The following is a 17,679-nucleotide window of genomic DNA, read 5'->3' as shown; positions in this document are numbered from 1 at the left end:
GGTGCTACGCCGGCTTCACCGTCACGTCCGCCGCCCGCACGAAGGCGACCCGGTGCCCGAACTGGATCTCGTAGTACAGGTCCTCGCCGGTCACGACCCGGTGCGAGGCCTCGTCGAAGGTCACCGCGTAGTAGTACTCGCCGGGCACCTTGCCCCCGGTCACGTACCGCTGGCCCTTCGGCAGCGTGTACGGCAGCGGCGACACCGCCTGCGCGGGCACCCCCTCCGGGTAGGCGGCCTCCTCCGGGTACGCGCGCCCGTACACGGGCACGGAGTCGAGGCCCTTCCTCGGGGTCACGACCAGGCCCGACGCGGGTACCGCGGTCGGCTGCTTCTTCGGGTTCCTGAACCACGCCTTCTGCCCCAGGTACCAGATGGCGGTCCAGTCGCCCCAGCGCTCGGCCACCGCGTACTGCTGCCCCGTGGAGGCGCGCGACGACAGGTCGTTCACCCCGGTGGTCGGAGCGGAACCGAGGCCGATGTCCCTGATCAGGGGAGAGCTCTCGTCGTGGTCGGAGTACAGCCGCACCGCGCTCGACCCGTGCGCCGCGCACGGCTCGCCCGCCTTCGCGCAGCCCGTGAAGACCGGCCGATTGGCGTCGTAGTCGGGCCGGATCGTCACCATGCCGGCGTGTCGGCCGGCCGTGGCCTCGAAGGGGCGGCCCAGCAGTTCGAAGTAGTGCCGCCAGTCCCAGTAGGGGCCGGGGTCGGTGTGCATCCCGGGGACGGCCCCCGAGGTCGGCCCGGGCACGGTGTCGTGGCCGAGGATGTGCTGCCGGTCCAGGGGGATGCCGTGCTTCTCGGCGAGGTACTTCACCAGACGGGCCGAGGACCGGTACATCGCCTCGGTGTACCAGGCGTCGGGCTCCGTCAGGAAGCCCTCGTGCTCCAGCCCGATCGACGCCGCGTTGACGTACCAGTTGCCCGCGTGCCAGGCCACGTCCTTCGCCTTCACGTGCTGGGCGATGTGGCCGTCGGTGGAGCGCAGGCTGTACTGCCAGGACACGTAGGTGGGGTCCTGCACCATGTGGAGGACCCCCTCCCAGGCGCCCTCCGTGTCGTGGACGACGATGTAGCGGACCGGCTGCGAGGCGGGCCGGTTCCCCAGGTCGTGGTTGCCGTAGTCGCCGTCCCCGAACTCCTCGTACGGCGCCGGGATCCACTCGCAGGACACCGTCGCCGGGCACTCCGTCCCGGCGGTGGAGGCGGTGCGCAGGCCGGCGCGGCCCAGCGTCGAGGTGTCGGGCGCCAGGCCCGGGTGGGCGGCGAGGGCGACCCGCTGCCCCGCGTCGGTGACCCGTTCCCCGCCGGTCCGGATCACCTCGAACACCTCGTCGGCGTACGCCGACGCCGACGAGGTGTCGTCCGCGCCGGAGAAACGGGCCACCGCCCCGTACCAGTCCGCCGGGTCCTCGCTCGGCGGCTCGCCCAGCCGGCGCTGGGCCTCGGCCAGCAGCGCGGCGCCACCCGCCACGTTCGCGACCGGGTCCTCGCGCAGCCGCTCGGGGCTCAGCCCGGTCAGCCGGGCCGCCGTCGGCAGGGTCGTCAGACGGGCCGGGAGGGCGTCGGCGCGCGGTGAGCGCGCCCCGGGACGCAGCGGGGGACGGGCGTCGTCGCCGCGGGGGTCCTCCGCGCCCGCGCCGTGGTGCTCGGCCGCGGCGAGCGCGGTACGGGCGTCCGTGAGGTGCATGGGGCCGTAGCCGCCGGTCACACTCGGGGCGCCGCCGTGCGCGTCCCAGCGGGACTGCAGGTAGGAGACGCCCAGCAGCACGCTCTGCGGCACGTCGTACGCGGCGGCCGCGGCGGCGAACGCCTGCTGGAGCCGGGCGGTGTCCGGCGGGGACGGGGCAGGGGCCGCGCCCAGCAGGGGCAGGGTCAGCGCCGCCGCGGCCAGGGCGCACACGGCGCCACGGGCGCGTCGGGACCCGGCCGCACTGCCGGGTTCGGGGACGGATGGTCGCAATGCAGCCTCCTGGGACGGTCGGGCGAGGAGAGCCCTGCGGAGCCGAGCGGTGGGACAGTGGTACCGGTCGGCTGATAATCCGTCAATCATGCCCAGGAGGGGGCGATATCCCCGGTCAATCGGGGTGCGGTGAGGTTTCGCGGCGACGGCCCCGGGGCCTGCGGCGCGTCAGTGGAGTGCACCAATGGCGCCGGACCCAGGAGCCTTTGCTCCCGGCCGGGGGACTTTCCGGGTGCGGACGCACGCGGTCCGCGGTGCGCTCCGGTGGAGGCGCACCGCGGACCGCCGTCCTCGTCAGCGCGTGCCGACCGCCGCGCGCACGGCCCGGCGGGCCAGCTGGCAGTCGTCGTGCAGCCGCCGCAGCAGCAGCCGCTGTTCCTCGCCGGACGGCGCGGCACCCGGGTGGACCGCGCCCGGCGCCGGGGCCGGGTCGTGCATCGAACGCTGCACGGCCGTCTCGTAGGTACGGATCTCGCGGGTCAGCACGAGCATCAGGTTCACCAGGAACGCGTCACGCGAGGCGGGGCCCGCCGACTGGGCGATCTGGCTGATCTGCCGCCGGGCCACCGGCGCCTCCCCCAGGACCGACCACAGCGTCGCCAGGTCGTAGCCCGGCAGGTACCAGCCCGCGTGCTCCCAGTCCACCAGCACGGGACCGGCCGGTGAGATCAGGATGTTCGAGAGCAGGGCGTCACCGTGACAGAACTGGCCCATGCCCTGCCGCCCGGCCGCGAGCGAGATGCCGTGCAGCAGCTTCTGCAGATCGCCCATGTCCCGGTCGGTGAGCAGGCCCAGCTCGTGGTACCGGGAGATGCGGGCCGCGTAGTCCAGCGGGGCGTCGAACGTGCCGGCCGGCGGCCGCCAGGAGTTGAGCCGGCAGATCGCGCCGAGCGCCGCTCTGATGTCCGCCCGCGGCGGCGCCTCGACCGGGTGCCGCTGGAGCGCCGCCACCCGGCCCGGCATCCGCTCGATCACCAGGGTGCAGTTGTCCGGATCCGCTGCGATCAGCCGGGGCGCCCGCACGGGCGGGCGGTGCCGGACGAACGAGCGGTACGCCACTATTTCGTGGCGGATCCGCTCGCTCCACGCGGGGGAGTGGTCCAGTAAGCACTTGGCGACCGCGCTGCTCCGGCCGACGGTCCCCACCAGGAGGACGGACCGGCCGTTGCGGCGCAGCACCTGCACGGGGGCGAACTCCGGACAGATGCGGCGCACCGACGCGATCGCCGTGCGTAACTGGGCACCCTGCGGGCCGGACAGGTCGAGCCGCCCGCTGAGCGGCTGGGTGCCCGGTCCCGCGGGGCGCCGTACCGTGCCCGCGCCGAGCACGGGGGTCGCCGGGCGCGCGGGGGTGAGGTAGGGGCCGCCGTCCGACGGACGCGGACGCAGCGGCCGGAGCGGGGCGGACACGGAGGACGATGCTGCGTACATGGGCGATACAGATCCCTTCGTGTGCCTGAGACGTCGTCGACCACCCGGCCCGGCCGCCCAGGCACACCCTGGGGAGTGTCCCTGCGGCGACCGGGTCGTGGTGGCGCGTTCCTACTCGACACCCGAGGGCCCCTGGCACACCATCTGGCGCACCCTGGCGAACCCTGGCGAATAGTCGCCCGGCAACTCTCCCCGGGCTACTGTCAACTCAGCCGAGAACCTGGGGGCTTGACGTGAGCGGACAACCCAACACCCGGCTCGCGGACCTGTTCGGCCTGGCCGGCTGGTCCAAGGGCGAACTCGCGAGGCTGGTCAACCGGCAGGCGGCGGCCATGGGCCACCCCCAGCTGGCGACCGACACCTCCCGGGTGCGGCGTTGGATCGACATGGGGGAAATCCCGCGCGATCCCGTACCGCGGGTGCTGGCGGCTCTGTTCACCGAGCGTCTCGGCCGTGTCGTGACCATCGAGGACCTCGGTCTGGTCCGGCACGGGCGTGCGGGGAAACGGCCACGCGGCGGGAGGACGGAACATCCCGACGGAGTGCCGTGGGCGCCCGAGCGGACGGCCGAGGTCCTCACCGAATTCACGGGAATGGACCTCATGCTCAACCGACGCGGCTTGGTGGGCGCGGGCGCCGCGCTCGCCGCGGGATCCGCACTCAGCAGCGCCATGCACGACTGGCTGCACACCGATCCGACCCTGACCGCCGACGCTCCACGACTCGACCACCCCCTGCACGCCGAACCCGTCGGGTTCGACCGCTACGAGGCCGCCCCCATCGGGTCGCAGGAGATCGAGGAACTGGAGCGCTCCGTGGAGGTGTTCCGCGCCTGGGACGCCGCCCGGGGCGGCGGCCTCCAGCGCAAGGCGGTGGTCGGCCAGCTCAACGAGGTGGGCGGCATCCTCGCCTACCACCACCCACCCCATCTCCAGCGGCGCCTGTGGGGCGTCGCCGCCAACCTCGCCGTCCTCGCCGGCTGGATGTCGCACGACGTCGGCCTGGAACCGACGGCCCAGAAGTACTTCGTCATCGCCACCCACGCGGCCCGGGAGGGGGGCGACCGGCCGCGCGCCGGCGAGGCGCTGTCCCGGGCGGCCCGCCAGATGGTGCACCTGGGCCGGCCCGACGACGCCCTGGACCTGATGAAGCTCGCCCAGTCGGGTTCGGGCGAGGAGGTGCTGCCGCGCACCCGCGCGATGTTCCACACCATCGAGGCCTGGGCGCAGGCGTCCATGGGCAAGGGCCAGGCGATGCGCCGCACCCTGGGCCGCGCCGAGGACCTGTTCGTCTCGGACCGGGCCGACCTGGAGCCGCCGGACTGGATGCAGACCTTCAAGGACGAGGACCTGTACGGCATGCAGGCCCTGGCCTACCGCACGCTGGCCGAGTTCGAGCCCGGCGCGGCCGCGCACGCCCGGCACTACGCGGAGAAGGCCCTGTCCCTGCGCGTCGACGGGCGGGAGCGGTCGAAGATCTTCGACCACCTGTCCATGGCCTCCGCCTGCTTCATCGCGGACGATCCCGAACAGGCCGACCGGTACGCGCGCCTCGCCCTGATGTCGATGGGGTCCAACTCCTCGCGCCGCACCTGGGACCGGCTGCGCCAGATGTACCGGCTCACCGCCGAGTACGCCTCCTACCCGAGGGTCCAGGAGCTCAGGGAGGAGATCAGACTGGCGCTGCCGAAGCCGAGGGGGAAGGGCGCCGCCGGAGCCCAGGCGTGAGGGCGCGCGGCACCCGCGGTCCCGGACCCCCGCGCGGCCGTCGTCCTTGCCGGCGGACCGCCCGGACGTCTCGTGGACGGACCGGCCGGACGCCCGCTACGAGGCGACCCGGGCCACGAGCACACAGGCGCCGTCCTCGCGCTCCCTCTCGCCGAACTCCCGTACGACCGCGCGGACGCAGCGCTGGGCGGTGCGGGCCTCGGCGAAGTGCGCGGCCAGGCCGAGGAGGCGGTGGACGGCCGCGGTTCCGGCGTGCCCGGGCACCAGTCCGTCGGTGTGCAGGAGCAGCAGGTCGCCGACCTCGAGGGTGACCTCGGCCTGCCCGTAGGAGGCACCGGAGGTGGCCCCGAGCAGTACGCCGTCCGGTGCGTCCAGCGCGCGCCCCGTCCCGTCGCGGAACAGCAGCGGGGCGGGGTGTCCCGCCTGCGCCCACACCAGGGAGCGGGTGTCGGGCCGGTAGCGCAGACAGGCGGCGCTGCCCAGGGCCGGCTGCACGGCGGCGTCCAGCAACCGGTTGAGGCAGGCCAGCAGGGGACCCGGCTCGGTGCCGGTCATCGCCATGCCGCGCACGGCGCCGAGCAGCATCGCCGTGCCCGTGGCCGCGCCGACCCCGTGCCCGGTCAGGTCGCCGACGCTGAGCAGCGTCGTGCCGTCGGGCAGCTCCAGGGCGTCGTACCAGTCGCCGCCGATCGGCGTGCCCGTCGACGGCGGCAGGTAGTGGGCGGCGAGGTCCAGGGTGCGCGGACCGCCGTGCGGGAGCCGCAGGGAGCCGCGCCACGGGGGCAGCACGGCCTCCTGCAGCTCGACCGCGAGCCGGCGCTCGGTCTGCGCGGCGGCGTGCCGCTGGTGGTGCAGCGAGTCACGGGTCTCGCTCACCGCCCGTCGGCAGCGGCGCAGTTCGCTGACGTCCCGCAGCACGGCCCACATCGAGGTGGTGCTGCCGTCGGCACCGAGCACCGGTTCGCCCATCATGTGCACGGTCCGTACGCCGCCGTCCGGGCGCACGACGCGGAACTCCCCGTCGATGGGCCGGGCGTCGACCAGGCAGTCCGTGACCATCGCCGTCAGCTTCGGCCGGTCCTCGTCGTGCACCAGGGAGGGCAGCTCGTCGAGGGTGAGCGGGGGAGCGGCCGGGTCGCGGCCCAGGATGCGGTACAGCTCCCCGGACCAGCTCGCCTCGTCCGTGAGCAGGTTCCACTCCGCACTGCCGACCCTGCTGAGCAGGGGCCCGCCGTCCGGTGCGGCGGCCGGCGCGGGCGCGGGGGCCGCGGCCATCGGCGACGGTCCGTCCCGCAGCTGCGCCAGGTGCTCGTCCAGGTCGTCGAGCTGGTGCAGCGCCAGGTCGTACAGCGCGCGCTGCCAGCGGTTTCGCGGGTCCGACCGGTCGGCCGGCGTGTCGCGCCGCACGGCGTCCACCTCGCCCTTGAGCCGCCGGGCCTGCGAGATGAGCGCGTCGACACCGCCGGGACCTGGCGGCTGGGCGGCTGGGCGGCCCGCGGAGAGGTGGGACGGCATGACGCACTCCGATGGGAACGGTACGGCCTTCGGGCGGGGAGGGACCGTTACGACTGTGGCACAGCCCGCGACGCCCTGTAAGGGATTTGGCAACACACGATAAGGCGGTGCCCGCGGCATATGCCACCGTCTTCGGGGAGTTACTCCGGGGTATGCGCCAGGGGCCGCCTCGATCGCCAACTCCCATGGTACGCAAGTGAAGTGACGACTCGTCGGGTAATCGCGACGGCTCACTCGCGTGTTCGACGGTCAGGTGTTCGTTCGCGGCCGACCGGTGGGTCACCCCGTTCTCAGTACCGCAGCACCCCCGCGATCCCGTCCGCGTCCCCGAGGGCGCCGTCCGGGACGAAGCGGACCTCGGCGCCGGTCTCCAGGCACTGCTCCACGATCTCGTCCACGATGTCCTCGCGGGCGTCCAGGTCACCGTCCGCGGCGACGACCAGGTGGTCACCGGTGTCGCGCACCGTGACCCGGTAGTTCTCCTCGACGGCCAGCAGCCGCACCCGTCCCTCCCGGGCGCTCTGCCACAGTTCGTCGACCCCGGCCGCGAACTCCTTGCGCCCGCGGGCGGACTCCAGGGACCGGGTCACGTCCTCGGTGCTCCTGCGGGCCTCGGCCTCGAGCACCGGCCGCACCGCCTGCCACACCGCGTCGGGCGTGCTGTCCGCGAGTCCGCCGTGCGGGACGTGCACCGCGTCCCTGGTCATGCCACCGACCTCGGACAGCAGGGACAGGGCGGCGGACGTGCCGGTGACGTACAGCGGCCGGGGGTGGTCGCGCAGGAGCGCGCCCATCGCGAGGTCGGCCTCGCGCAGGAACTTGCGGGTGCTTTCGTCGCGGAAGGCGCTCGGCTGGTCGCCGACCCGCTCCAGCCGCTCCGGGTCGAAGTTCTCCGCGCTCCGGATCAGCGGGAAGCCCCCGGCGCGTTCCTCCACCACCCGGTCCGTGCCGCCGCTCCACAGGGTGACCCGGTCGGCGGCCACCGACAGCACCCAGAACGGCCGTTCCGCGGTGTGGGCGGAGACGAGGTTGCGGGTCAGGAAGGTGTCGGAGAGCACCACGCGCTCGGGCACGGAGCGGGCGAGCGACCACACCTGGTGCTCACCCGGGGCCGCGAAGATGATCAGGCCGTCCTCGCTGTGCGACAGGTCGATCTCGGACAGGGCCCGGTCCAGTTGCCGGGCCACGTCGGCACGCCGGTCCCGGGTGACCGCGGGGTCGGCCTCCAGCTGCTTCTTGGCCTCGCTCACCGCGTTGCGCAGCCGGACGGCGTCCTGCGCGCTCAGGGGATCACGCCGGTGCGTCGGGGTCAGCACGGACACCGCGGGATAGGGCCGCGGCCGACGCAGTTCGGCGAGGGCCGCAGGGCTCAGGTCGTGCTCCATGACAGCACCATAGAGCCGATTCGTTTATCGGGCATTCGGGGCATGTCGCCCGGCTGCGGGGGCACGGGCCGGCGCAGGCGCGGGCCGGCGGGCGGAGGCGCCGGGTCCGGCCCCGCGGAGTCCGCACGGGCGGCTCAGAGCCGGCCGTCCTCCTCGGAACCGCAGGAACTGCCGCTCGGCGGCAGGGATCCGTACAGCAGGAAGTCGTCGACCTTGCGGTGCACGCATTCGGACGACCCGTAACCGGTGTGCCCCTCGCCCCGGTTGTCCAGCACCACCGCCGCCTCACCGAGCCGCTCGGCCGTCTCCACCGTCCAGCGGTACGGCGTGGCCGGGTCGCCCCGGGTGCCGACCAGCAGCATCTTCGGCGTGTCGAGGTCCTTGACCCGCTCGCGGATGTAGTCGGTGCCCTTGGGCCGGCCGTGGCACATCAGCACCTGGGCGAGCCGGTACCGGCCGAAGACCGGCGAGGCCTCCTCGTAGGCGGTGCGCAGCCGGGCCAGGTCCCGGGTCAGCCGCTCGGCGGTGGGACGGTCGGGGTCGTCCGCGCAGTTCACCGCCATCAGCGCCGCCGGCAGGTTGTCCAGCGGCACCTCCCCCTCGTCGACGAGGGGGTCGTCGGACGGCCGCGGCGAGGGGGGCGCCACCCCTCCGGTCGCGAAGGCCTCCACCCCGCGCGTGTCCCCGTCCTCCATCAACTGCGCGAGGGCCCGCTGCAGCAGCGGCCACAGCTCCTTGCTGTAGAGCCCCTGCCCCAGCGCGCCGGCGAGGTCCTGACCGGTGAACTCGAAACCGAAGTCGGTCGGCACCGGGTTCTCGTCGAGCGACTCGACCAGCCTCACCACCTGCCGGCGGGCGTCGCGCGGGTCCTGCCCGAACGGACAGGCGATGTCCTGCGTGCACCAGGTGAGGAAGCTCTCCAGCGCCTTCTGCTGCCCCTTGGCGCTCGCCACTGCCTGCTCGGTCAGCGGCTCGGTCAGCGTGTCCACGCCGTCGAGCGCGAACCGGCCCACCTTCTCGGGGAACCGGGACGCGTACACCGCGCCGAGCCGGGTTCCGTAGGAGAAGCCCAGGTAGTTGAGCTTCTTGTCGCCGAGCGCCTGACGCATCACGTCCAGGTCGCGGGCGACGTCCACGGTGCCGATGTGGGAGAGGACGGGGCCCGAGTGCTCGGCGCACTCGGCGGCCACCTCGCGCAACTGCGCGAGCGCCTCCCGGGGATCGGACATGTCCTCGCCGCCGGTCGCCTCCAGCGCCCGGCCGGTGGCCTCCGTGCCGCAGCTGACCGGTGAGGAGCGGCCGACGCCGCGCGGGTCGAAGGAGACCACGTCGTAGGCGTCGGTCAGGCCCATGAACTCCTTGCCGCCGTGGGCGAGTCCCAGGACGCCCGAGCCGCCCGGGCCGCCGAAGTTCAGCACCACCGAGCCCCGCGGGTCGCCGGTGCCCCGGTAGCGGGCGAGGGCCAGCTCGAGGGTCCCCTTCTCGGGCTCGGCGTAGTCGAGCGGGACGGTGATCCTCCCGCACTGCAGGTCCTCGGGCAGCTCCGTGCCCTCGCACGCCGTCCACCTGATCTTCTGGTCGTAGAACCGGCCGAGGTCCGGGTCCGTGTCGCCGAGGGCCGTCAGTCCCGCACCCAGCAGGGCCAGCCCGGCCGCGCCGGTGGCCGCGCGGCGCCGGACCGAGGACCGCATCGCGCGGCACCGGGCCGAGGGTCGCGTGGAGAGCTTGGCCAGCATCGATGCCTCCAGGGGCGCCCGCAGCGGACCGGGACCGGCGCCCTCGCCCACCATAAGCGGGCCCCGCGGCCCCCGCCTGTCGGCCGGACGAGGGCACGTCCGGGGCCCGGCCGCGCGTGTTCGTCAGCCGCGCGTTCGACGGATCCGCCCGGGCTTCGAACGGCGGGACCCCTGGAGGAGTGAACGGTCCGGGGCCGTACGGGGGAGCCATAACCCGGATGGCGGCACGCGCGTTCTGTCCGGTGCGGGCGAGTGCCCGCGACCAACTCTGGAAGGCAGGGAACCTATGAGAAGGGTTACTCGGAACGGTGTGATCGCCGTCGCTGCCGCGTCGGGCGCGATGGCCGTGGCGATGCCGGCGTACGCCGACGCCGGCGCGGAGGGCGCCGCGGTCGGTTCGCCCGGGGTGGTGTCCGGAAACACCCTCCAGCTCCCGGTGCACGCCACGCTGAACGTGTGCGGGAACACGGTGAACGTGGTGGGCCTGCTCAACCCCGCCGCGGGCAACACCTGCGCCGACGAGGACGCGGACCAGCGGGCCGGGGCCCCGGGCCCGGCCGGCGGCGCGACGGCCGGGAGCGGCGCGCAGGGCTCACCGGGCGTGGTCTCCGGCAACCAGGTGCAACTGCCGGTGGACCTCCCGGTCAACGTCAGCGGGAACAGCGTGAACGTGGTCGGCGTCGGGAACGCGGCCGTCGACAACGTGTCCGCGAACACCTCCGGTGAGCGGCCCGACCGCCCGGAGCCCGAGGCGTCCACCCCGCCGCGCACGCCGCCGGTCCCCGAGCCGGCGCCCCGGGCCGCCCCGCCGAGGACGGCCGCCCTCGCCGAGACGGGCGCCGACCGCACCGTCCCGGTTCTCGCGACGGGTGCGGCGCTCCTCCTCGGCGGAGTCGTCCTGTACCGCCGCGCCCGCCCGCGGACGGACGGCTGACCGCGGGGAACGGGCGGGCCCCCGGGTCCCGCGTCGTCCGGCGGGGTCCGCGCGGGTCAGGCGCGTGCGCGGTGGAACCGCCGGTGCAGCTCCTCGACCTCTCCGACCAGTTCCGGGACGGGGCCGTCCACGACCACGCCGGGGGCGACCTCGGCGACCGGCAGCGTCCGCACCGGCGGGGCGGGCACCCCCAGCTCGGAGAGCCAGGACGCCAGCTGCTCGGAGGAGGCGACGTACACGATGCGTCCGAGGCCCACCCAGGCGTGGGCCGCCGCGCACATCGGGCAGTGCTCGCCGGAGGTGTACACCGTGGCGGCGGCCCGCTCGTCGGGCGTCAGGTGGGCCGCCGACCAGCGCGCCAGCTCGAACTCGGGGTGCCGGGTGTGGTCCCCGGAGGCCACGCGGTTGTGGTCCTCGGCGAGCACGGTGCCGTCCCCACCCACGAGGACCGAGCCGAACGGCTCGTCCCCGGACTCCAGCGCCTCGGTCGCCAGCTCCACACAGCGGCGCAGGTGCGGCAGTTCGGCTTCCTTCACGACCATGGGCCCGGCCCTCCTCGCATCGGCTTGATCGACAGCACCCTAAGGCCGTGGGCGCGCGGAGGCGAAGCCGCCGCGGACGCCGCCCCCTAATCCCGTTGCCCCCGGTACCGGCCCCGTGGTGGGGTCGGTCGCATGGATCACGCCTCGGTACTCGCCCTGTTCGACCGCGACCTGCGCGAGGGGGCGCGGCCCGACGGGCCCGGCGCCCGCGTCGAGCGCACCGGCGGCGTGGTGCGGCAGACCGCTCCCGAGCACGGCTGGAACGGCGTCCTCTGGTCCGCCCTGGACGAGACGGACGCGGACGCGGCGATCGCGGAGCAGGTCGCGCACTTCACCGCGCTCGGCCGCGAGTTCGAGTGGAAGCTGTACGGCCACGATCGGCCGGCGGACCTCGGGCAGCGGCTCGCGGCGGCCGGGTTCGCACCCGAGCCGGAGGAGACCCTCATGGTCGGCGAGATCACCGACCTCCGCCTCGACACCGGGACGCCCGAGGGCGTCCGGGTCGTGCCCGTCACCGACCGGGCGGGTGCCGAGCTGGTGGCCGACGTGCACGAGAAGGCGTTCGGCGCCGACGCGTCCCGGCTGCGCCGCCAGTTGCTCGCCCGGCTCTCGGTCGACCCCGGCACCGTCGTCGCCGTCGTGGCCCTGGCCGGCGGCGAACCGGTCGGCGCGGCCCGGATGGAGCCGGTGCCCGGCACCCCGTTCACCGGTCTGTGGGGCGGCGGCACCGTGCCGGCCTGGCGCGGCCGGGGCGTCTACCGCGCACTGGTCGCCCACCGGGCCCGGGTCGCCGCGGACCGCGGCCACCGCTACCTCCAGGTCGACGCCTCCGACCGGAGCCGCCCCGTCCTCGAACGTCTCGGCTTCGCGCCCCTGACCACGACGACTCCGTACGTGTACGTGCCGGCACGGTAGGAGGGCGCACCGGGCGGGGCCCCGGAGCCCGGACTCCCCGGCCCTCGGCGGCGAGCGGTGGCAGCGGGAACGGGAACGGGCCCGGAGGGCGGCACCAGGCGGTGCCTGCCTCCGGACCCGTTCTGCGTGTCCGCCCCCGGCTGCCGGGGGCCGGTCAGCGGCGCGCCCTCGCACGGTCCAGCGCGACCACTCCGAGCGCGGCGAGACCGATCTGGATCAACCACTCCACCCAGTCGACGCCCTTGGTGTCGGCCACCCCGAGGGCCGCGGCGATCGCCGAACCGATGAGCGCGGCGACGATGCCGACGAGGATCGTCCACAGGACCCCGATGCGCTGGCGCCCCGGGACCACGAGCCGGCCCAGAACGCCGATGACAATGCCGATGACGATGGCACTGATGATGCCGTCGATCTCCATTTCGCCCCTTCTCCTCGTGACTCCCGCTGGAGAGCTTCTGCCCCGGGGCGGTGGGGACAGTCCCCGTTCCCGCGGGGACCGCGCGGCCGTGCCCGGGCCCGGATGCGAAAGCGGCCGGTCCGGACGGGCGCGGACCGGCCGGGTGGCCGTGCCTACCGCCTGGACGCGCCCCTGGCCGCGGTGGCGAGGCAGACCGTGCCCAGGGCCAGGGTCAGGGCACCGATGACGACGTTGTTCCAGATCACGCCGGCGTCGGGGCCCCGGCCGACGATCCACGGCGAGATGATCATCCATATGCCCAGGGCGCACATGGCCCCGCTGAGGCCGTACATGCGCGCCGGAGCCGCGGTGAACCCCAGGCCGAGCAGGCCGATCGCGATGCCCACGATCAGGTTGTGGGTCGCGAGCGCGGGCTGGCTCGTCGTGTAGTGGAGGATCCACGGGGACACCGCGCAGTACAGACCGAGCAGGAACACCGGCCCGTCCACGAGGGCCACGTCACGGCCGCCGAGCACACGGTCGTACCGGGCCCGCATCTCGGGAGCATCGGGGTGGGCGCCGATGTCGCCGCGCGGGTGCGAGACGTTGGCCATGAGTCGTCTCCTTCGACTAGCGGACCTGACGCGTCTGGTGCGGTGTGCAGGAAAAGACGCGTATGTTCATATTGCTCTTATTTTTCCCTTATGTGTAGGGCTCGTGAGGAGCGGGGCGGGTGGCGTCCTCCCGGTGCCGTGCCTTCTATAGGGTGACCGTGTGGCCACAGCAGACGACGCGGAACGGCGGGCGGCGGAGCACGACACGCTCCGGGTGCCGGAGGCGGCCGACCTCCAGGCCTTCGCCGTCCAGCTGCGCCGGATGAACGGCGAGATCAACCGGATGGTCCACGGCTTCGCGGGCCGCAACGAGCTGCACGCCACCGACGTCCAGGCGCTCGCGGCGATCCTGGACGCGGACGAGCCGATGACCCCCGGCCGGCTCAGGGAGCACCTCGGGCTCACCTCCGGGGCCGTGACCGCGTGCGTGGACCGGCTGGAGCGCGCGGGACACGTCACCCGGGTCCGGGAGAGCGCCGACCGCAGGGTGGTCCACCTGTACTACGCCGCCGACGCCAAGGCGGCGGCCCGGGCGTACTTCCGTCCGCTCGCGCAGGCCGCGGGTGCGGCGCTCTCCCGCTTCGACGACTCCGAACTCGCCGTCGCCCTGCGGTTTCTCACCGCGCTGAACGAGGAACTCGCCCTCCGCGGGGCTCCCGGGCGGCACTGACCGCCCCCGGCCCGGCCGTACCAGTGGAACCGGTGTGGTCTACGATCACACCCGCAATCTATTTCAATCATTGAGATTGTTTCTCGTCGAGATGATTATCACCGCACCTGGAGAGTGATGACCGCCTCATCCCGATGGGCCCGCCGGCTCGTCCCCGTCCTGCTGCTCGTCGCCTGGCTCGGCATCGGAGGGGCGTTCGGCCCCTACGCCGGCAAGCTCGGCGAGGTGGCCGTCAACGACCAGGCCGGTTTCCTCCCGCGCAGCGCCGAGTCGACGGAGGTCATCGAGGAGCAGAAGGCGTTCCGGCAGGACGAGACCCTGCCGGCGATCGTGCTGTGGACCGGCGACGCGGACGGCCCGGTGGGGGACCGGCAGCCCGAGGCCACCCGCGCGCTCGCCTCCCTCGTGGACACCCCGGGCGTCGTCGGCAGGACCTCCCCGGCGATCCCGTCCGAGGACGGCGAGGCCCTGCAGGGAGTCGTCCAGTTGGACCCCGGGCTCGGCGACGGGCTCCCCGACGCGCTCGAACGGATCCGCACGGCGGCCGAGAAGGTGCCCGGCACCACGGTCCAGCTGGCCGGACCGGCCGCGACCCGGGCCGACCTGTCCGACGCCTTCGCCGGGATCGACGGCCTGCTGCTCGCCGTCGCGCTGGTGACCGTCCTGGTGATCCTGGTCCTGGTGTACCGGAGCGTCCTGCTGCCCCTGGTGATCATCGTGTCCTCGGTCCTGGCGCTCGCCCTGGCCTGCGCGGTGGTGTACGCCCTCGCCGACAACGACGTGGTACGCGTCGACGGCCAGGTCCAGGGCATCCTGTCCATCCTCGTCATCGGCGCCGCCACCGACTACGCCCTGCTGGTCACCGCCCGCTTCCGCGAGGAACTGGCCGAGCACGACCGCTTCACCGCCATGCGGTCCGCGCTTCTGCGGTCCTGGGGCGCGGTCGTGGCCAGCGCCGCCACCGTCGCGCTGGGCCTGATCGCCCTCCTGCTCAGCGACCTGACCAACACCCGGGCGCTCGGCCCGGTCGGCGCCGTCGGCATCGCCTGCGCCGTGCTCAGCACCCTGACCTTCCTGCCCGCCGTGCTCGTCCTGCTCGGCCGCGCCGCCTACTGGCCCGCGAAGCCGCGCGCCACCGGGAACCGGAGCACCGGCGACGGCGTGTGGCGGCGTGTCGCGTCCCTCGTCGGACGGGCACCGCGCAAGGTCTGGGCCCTCACGCTGGCCGCCCTGATCGCCTGCGCCGCCTTCGCGCCGACCCTCGACTCCAAGGGCGTGCCGCTCGACGAGACCTTCGTCAACGACGCGCCGTCGGTCGCCGCCCAGCGCACCCTCTCCGAGCACTTCCCCGGCGGCTCCGGCAACCCCACCGTGGTCATCGCCGCCGCCGACCGGCTGGGCCGCGTCGTGGCCGTGGCGGAGAACACCGAGGGCGTCGCCTCGGCGGCCGGTGCGACGGCCTCCGGACGTCCCGGCGGCGAACCCCTGGTGGTCGACGGGCGGGTCCGCGTCGACGTCACCCTCGACTCCGCGGCCGACAGCGACGCCGCGAAGGACACCGTGGCACGGCTGCGCACCGCCCTGCACGACATCCCCGGCGCGGACGCCCTCGTCGGCGGCTACACGGCCCAGCAGTACGACACCCTGCGGACGGCGGAACGGGACCGCACCCTCATCGTCCCCGTGGTCCTCGTCGTCATCTTCCTGGTGCTGACCGTGCTGCTGCGCTCACTGCTGATGCCCGCGCTGCTCGTCGCCACCGTCGCGGTCAACTTCCTGGCCACGATCGGGGTTTCCGCCCTGGTCTTCCCGCACGTGTTCGGCTTCACCGGCACCGACCCGTCGGTGCCGCTGTACGGCTTCGTGTTCCTGGTGGCCCTCGGCGTCGACTACAACATCTTCCTGATGTCCCGGGTCCGGGAGGAGTCGCTGCGGCACGGGGCCCGCCAGGGCGTGCTGCGCGGGCTGGTCAGCACCGGCGGGGTGATCACCTCGGCCGGCGTGGTGCTGGCCGCCACCTTCGCCGCGCTCGGGGTGATCCCGCTGGCCTTCCTGGCACAGGTCGCCTTCATCGTCGCCTTCGGCGTCCTCCTCGACACGCTGGTCGTGCGCTCCCTGCTGGTGCCCGCCCTGGCCCTGGACCTCGGGCCGGTCGCCTGGTGGCCGGGCCGGCTCGCCAGGGAACGCAAGGAGGCGCGGGACTGAGACCCCCGCCCGGGACGGGCGCGCCCCCCGTACGCGCCCGTCCCGGGCGGGTCCGTCCCGTACGCGGCCGTCCCGGACATGTCTGTCCCGTACGCGCCCGTCCCCGGACATGTCCGTTCCGATCCCGGGCAGCCGGAACGTACGGAAAACATACGGAACGGAACGGCCTTCGGGCCGCAGGTCGACAGGAGGTGTCCGCCCCATGACTGCCGTGACGGGAGCGAAGGTGCTGGAACGTTTCCCCGCGGGTGCCCCGCGCGGGTCCTGGCCGGCGGAGGAGTGCGCGGCCCGGCACCGCGCCGAGGGCGAACCCGCCACGGTCGTCATGGACCTGGAGTCGGACGCGTTCCTCGTGGTGGTCCCGTCTCCGCAGGACGACTGACCGCACCGCCCAGCCGCCCGGCCCGCCGCACGAACGCCTCGTGCAGGGCCCGGGCGGCCAGCGGCACCGACGCGGACCTGCGCCGGCGCAGCACCAGCAGCACCCGGGACCGGTCACCGGCGACCGGACGGCACACGAGCGCGCCCTGCCGCTCCAGCGGATCCCCGACGACGCTGAACTCCGGCAGCACCGTCACCCCGAGCCCTTCGGCGACCATCAGCTTGCCCATCTCGGCGCCGTCGGTGGAGTACGCGAACGCCGGGGAGCGGCCGTCCAGGAGCCGGTGCACGTAACGGTGCATCACATAGCCCGAGCGCATCGCGATCAGCGGCTCGGTGAGCAGATCGTCCGCCGACACCTCCGCCCGGCCGACGAGCGGGCTGTCCGGGTGCAGGCACACCACCGGCCGGCCGCGCAGCAGCTCGGTGGACTCGAACCCGTCCGGCATGTCGTCACCCTCCAGGTGGTTCACCAACCCGAGGTCGAGCCCCCCTTCCAGCAGCGCCCGGTGGATGTCCGTCTGCTGCGCCCCGACCACCTCGACCTGGGTGAGCGGATGCGCGCCGCGGAACTCCCGCACGGCCGGCACCAGCAGCGGCACGGTCGCCGCGTTCACCGTGCCGACGCGCACCATGCGGCGGACGCGGTGCTGCTCGCCCGCGGCGGCCCGCAGCCGGTCCACCGCGTCCAGGACGTCGACGATGCGCGGCAGCAGCTCCCGGCCCGCCGCGCTCATCGTCGCCCCGGAGCGCTTGCGCTCCAGCAGGTCGACCCCCAGCTCGCGCTCCAGGTTCCGTACGGTCTCGCTCAACGCGGGCTGGGAGAGCCTCAGTTCCTCGGCCGCCCGGCGCAGCGAACCCCACCGGGTGACGGCCGCGATGTATTCCAGTTGTTCAGTCCGCACGGCAGCAGAATGCGGGTGCCCGAACATCCCGTTCAAGGGTTTCCCTGTCACGCCTTCGTGAAATTCAATGGTCCGCGATACGAGACCGGTCGGGTTTTCCTTGACGCCCCCGAGCGGCGGCTGCCACGATGACGGACATGACGATGCGACTGGACCTCACGCGGCGACGCCACGTCGACCTCGCGCGCGTTTCCAGCGCCTCCTGTCGTTCCGCGGCCTGATCGTCCCGATTCGCCGCCTCCCTTCCCGCAGCGCCCGCCGGCCCCGCAGGCCGCGCGCCGTCCGTCCCCTCGTCACCCGAATCACCTGAACCACCTGAATTCCGCGCCTTTCGGCGGTCCGTGAATTCGGCGTGCCCG

At 74.0% G+C, this 17,679-nt stretch carries 16 protein-coding genes; 7 read left to right on the top strand and 9 right to left on the bottom strand.

Features of this window, described 5'->3' with window-relative positions:
• Positions 1–4 precede the first annotated feature (4 nt).
• Together CP969_RS05840 and CP969_RS05835 are read right to left on the bottom strand one after the other, a co-directional pair.
• Positions 5–1,963, bottom strand: a complete 1,959-nt coding sequence (locus CP969_RS05840) for an N-acetylmuramoyl-L-alanine amidase (RefSeq protein ID WP_026085386.1) — start codon at positions 1,961–1,963, stop codon at positions 5–7.
• Positions 1,964–2,257: 294 nt separating this feature from the next.
• Positions 2,258–3,394, bottom strand: coding sequence for an aminoglycoside phosphotransferase family protein (locus tag CP969_RS05835; protein WP_004991808.1), 1,137 nt, complete (start codon positions 3,392–3,394; stop codon positions 2,258–2,260).
• 233 nt (positions 3,395–3,627) lie between these two features.
• Here CP969_RS05835 and CP969_RS05830 point away from each other — a divergent pair, with 233 nt between their 5' ends.
• The gene (locus CP969_RS05830) at positions 3,628–5,121 is read left to right on the top strand and encodes a DNA-binding protein NsdB (protein ID WP_004991814.1); all 1,494 of its coding nucleotides are present in this window, start codon (positions 3,628–3,630) and stop codon (positions 5,119–5,121) included.
• A gap of 96 nt (positions 5,122–5,217) precedes the next feature.
• Here CP969_RS05830 and CP969_RS05825 read toward each other — a convergent pair whose 3' ends face one another.
• The 3 genes from CP969_RS05825 to CP969_RS05815 all read right to left on the bottom strand — a co-directional run bounded on the left by CP969_RS05825 (position 5,218) and on the right by CP969_RS05815 (position 9,757).
• Complete coding sequence (locus tag CP969_RS05825) at positions 5,218–6,636, bottom strand: PP2C family protein-serine/threonine phosphatase (RefSeq protein ID WP_016827511.1); 1,419 nt, start codon at positions 6,634–6,636, stop codon at positions 5,218–5,220.
• A gap of 290 nt (positions 6,637–6,926) precedes the next feature.
• Positions 6,927–8,021: a baeRF3 domain-containing protein gene (locus tag CP969_RS05820; protein ID WP_004991816.1), complete on the bottom strand. Its 1,095-nt coding sequence runs from the start codon at positions 8,019–8,021 to the stop codon at positions 6,927–6,929.
• Between the two features lie 134 nt (positions 8,022–8,155).
• Positions 8,156–9,757, bottom strand: a complete 1,602-nt coding sequence (locus CP969_RS05815) for an alpha/beta hydrolase (RefSeq protein WP_026085387.1) — start codon at positions 9,755–9,757, stop codon at positions 8,156–8,158.
• A gap of 310 nt (positions 9,758–10,067) precedes the next feature.
• Here CP969_RS05815 and CP969_RS34425 point away from each other — a divergent pair, with 310 nt between their 5' ends.
• Positions 10,068–10,691: a chaplin gene (locus CP969_RS34425; protein ID WP_016827513.1), complete on the top strand. Its 624-nt coding sequence runs from the start codon at positions 10,068–10,070 to the stop codon at positions 10,689–10,691.
• Positions 10,692–10,747: 56 nt separating this feature from the next.
• Here the strand turns inward: CP969_RS34425 and CP969_RS05805 are convergent, their stop codons facing one another.
• On the bottom strand, positions 10,748–11,233 hold the full coding sequence (locus CP969_RS05805) for a nucleoside deaminase (protein WP_004991821.1): 486 nt from the start codon (positions 11,231–11,233) through the stop codon (positions 10,748–10,750).
• A 132-nt stretch (positions 11,234–11,365) separates the two neighbouring features.
• Here CP969_RS05805 and CP969_RS05800 point away from each other — a divergent pair, with 132 nt between their 5' ends.
• A complete protein-coding gene (locus CP969_RS05800) occupies positions 11,366–12,148 on the top strand; it encodes a GNAT family N-acetyltransferase (protein ID WP_016827514.1) in 783 nt (260 codons plus the stop codon).
• A gap of 154 nt (positions 12,149–12,302) precedes the next feature.
• On the opposite strand, the gene CP969_RS05795 is transcribed toward CP969_RS05800, so the two are convergent.
• The gene (locus tag CP969_RS05795; RefSeq protein ID WP_004991826.1) at positions 12,303–12,566 is read right to left on the bottom strand and encodes a GlsB/YeaQ/YmgE family stress response membrane protein; all 264 of its coding nucleotides are present in this window, start codon (positions 12,564–12,566) and stop codon (positions 12,303–12,305) included.
• 152 nt (positions 12,567–12,718) lie between these two features.
• On the bottom strand, positions 12,719–13,159 hold the full coding sequence (locus tag CP969_RS05790) for an SPW repeat protein (protein WP_004991827.1): 441 nt from the start codon (positions 13,157–13,159) through the stop codon (positions 12,719–12,721).
• Between the two features lie 160 nt (positions 13,160–13,319).
• Between CP969_RS05790 and CP969_RS05785 the strand changes: the two genes are divergently transcribed.
• The 3 genes from CP969_RS05785 to CP969_RS05775 all read left to right on the top strand — a co-directional run bounded on the left by CP969_RS05785 (position 13,320) and on the right by CP969_RS05775 (position 16,416).
• Positions 13,320–13,829: a MarR family winged helix-turn-helix transcriptional regulator gene (locus CP969_RS05785; RefSeq protein ID WP_004991830.1), complete on the top strand. Its 510-nt coding sequence runs from the start codon at positions 13,320–13,322 to the stop codon at positions 13,827–13,829.
• Positions 13,830–13,946: 117 nt separating this feature from the next.
• Positions 13,947–16,034 (top strand): MMPL family transporter, encoded by a 2,088-nt coding sequence (locus CP969_RS05780; RefSeq protein ID WP_016827515.1) that lies wholly within the window; start codon positions 13,947–13,949, stop codon positions 16,032–16,034.
• Between the two features lie 202 nt (positions 16,035–16,236).
• Positions 16,237–16,416, top strand: a complete 180-nt coding sequence (locus tag CP969_RS05775) for a hypothetical protein (protein ID WP_026085389.1) — start codon at positions 16,237–16,239, stop codon at positions 16,414–16,416.
• Here the strand turns inward: CP969_RS05775 and CP969_RS05770 are convergent.
• A complete protein-coding gene (locus tag CP969_RS05770) occupies positions 16,358–17,320 on the bottom strand; it encodes a LysR family transcriptional regulator (RefSeq protein WP_004991835.1) in 963 nt (320 codons plus the stop codon). The two genes, CP969_RS05775 and CP969_RS05770, sit on opposite strands and share 59 nt — an antisense overlap.
• A gap of 128 nt (positions 17,321–17,448) precedes the next feature.
• On the opposite strand from CP969_RS05770, the gene CP969_RS34585 reads away from it, so the two are divergent.
• Entirely contained in the window at positions 17,449–17,541 is a 93-nt protein-coding gene (locus tag CP969_RS34585) for a putative leader peptide (protein ID WP_352159845.1), read from the top strand.
• Positions 17,542–17,679 lie beyond the last annotated feature (138 nt).

The organism is Streptomyces viridosporus T7A (genome assembly GCF_008704515.1).
Taxonomy (GTDB): Bacteria; Actinomycetota; Actinomycetes; order Streptomycetales; family Streptomycetaceae; genus Streptomyces; species Streptomyces viridosporus.
The sequence above is the reverse complement of the archived record's forward strand: the minus strand, read 5'-3'. Positions and strand labels throughout refer to the sequence as shown.

What these genes read in the sequence shown, in the direction of transcription:
- CP969_RS05835 (WP_004991808.1), bottom strand. Translation starts at nt 3,394, where the DNA reads ATGTACGCAGCATCGTCCTCCGTGTCCGCCCCGCTCCGGCCGCTGCGT.
- CP969_RS05825 (WP_016827511.1), bottom strand. Translation starts at nt 6,636, where the DNA reads ATGCCGTCCCACCTCTCCGCGGGCCGCCCAGCCGCCCAGCCGCCAGGT.
- CP969_RS05820 (WP_004991816.1), bottom strand. Translation starts at nt 8,021, where the DNA reads ATGGAGCACGACCTGAGCCCTGCGGCCCTCGCCGAACTGCGTCGGCCG.
- CP969_RS05815 (WP_026085387.1), bottom strand. Translation starts at nt 9,757, where the DNA reads ATGCTGGCCAAGCTCTCCACGCGACCCTCGGCCCGGTGCCGCGCGATG.
- CP969_RS05805 (WP_004991821.1), bottom strand. Translation starts at nt 11,233, where the DNA reads ATGGTCGTGAAGGAAGCCGAACTGCCGCACCTGCGCCGCTGTGTGGAG.
- CP969_RS05800 (WP_016827514.1), top strand. Translation starts at nt 11,366, where the DNA reads ATGGATCACGCCTCGGTACTCGCCCTGTTCGACCGCGACCTGCGCGAG.
- CP969_RS05795 (WP_004991826.1), bottom strand. Translation starts at nt 12,566, where the DNA reads ATGGAGATCGACGGCATCATCAGTGCCATCGTCATCGGCATTGTCATC.
- CP969_RS05790 (WP_004991827.1), bottom strand. Translation starts at nt 13,159, where the DNA reads ATGGCCAACGTCTCGCACCCGCGCGGCGACATCGGCGCCCACCCCGAT.
- CP969_RS05780 (WP_016827515.1), top strand. Translation starts at nt 13,947, where the DNA reads ATGACCGCCTCATCCCGATGGGCCCGCCGGCTCGTCCCCGTCCTGCTG.
- CP969_RS05775 (WP_026085389.1), top strand. Translation starts at nt 16,237, where the DNA reads ATGACTGCCGTGACGGGAGCGAAGGTGCTGGAACGTTTCCCCGCGGGT.
- CP969_RS34585 (WP_352159845.1), top strand. Translation starts at nt 17,449, where the DNA reads ATGACGGACATGACGATGCGACTGGACCTCACGCGGCGACGCCACGTC.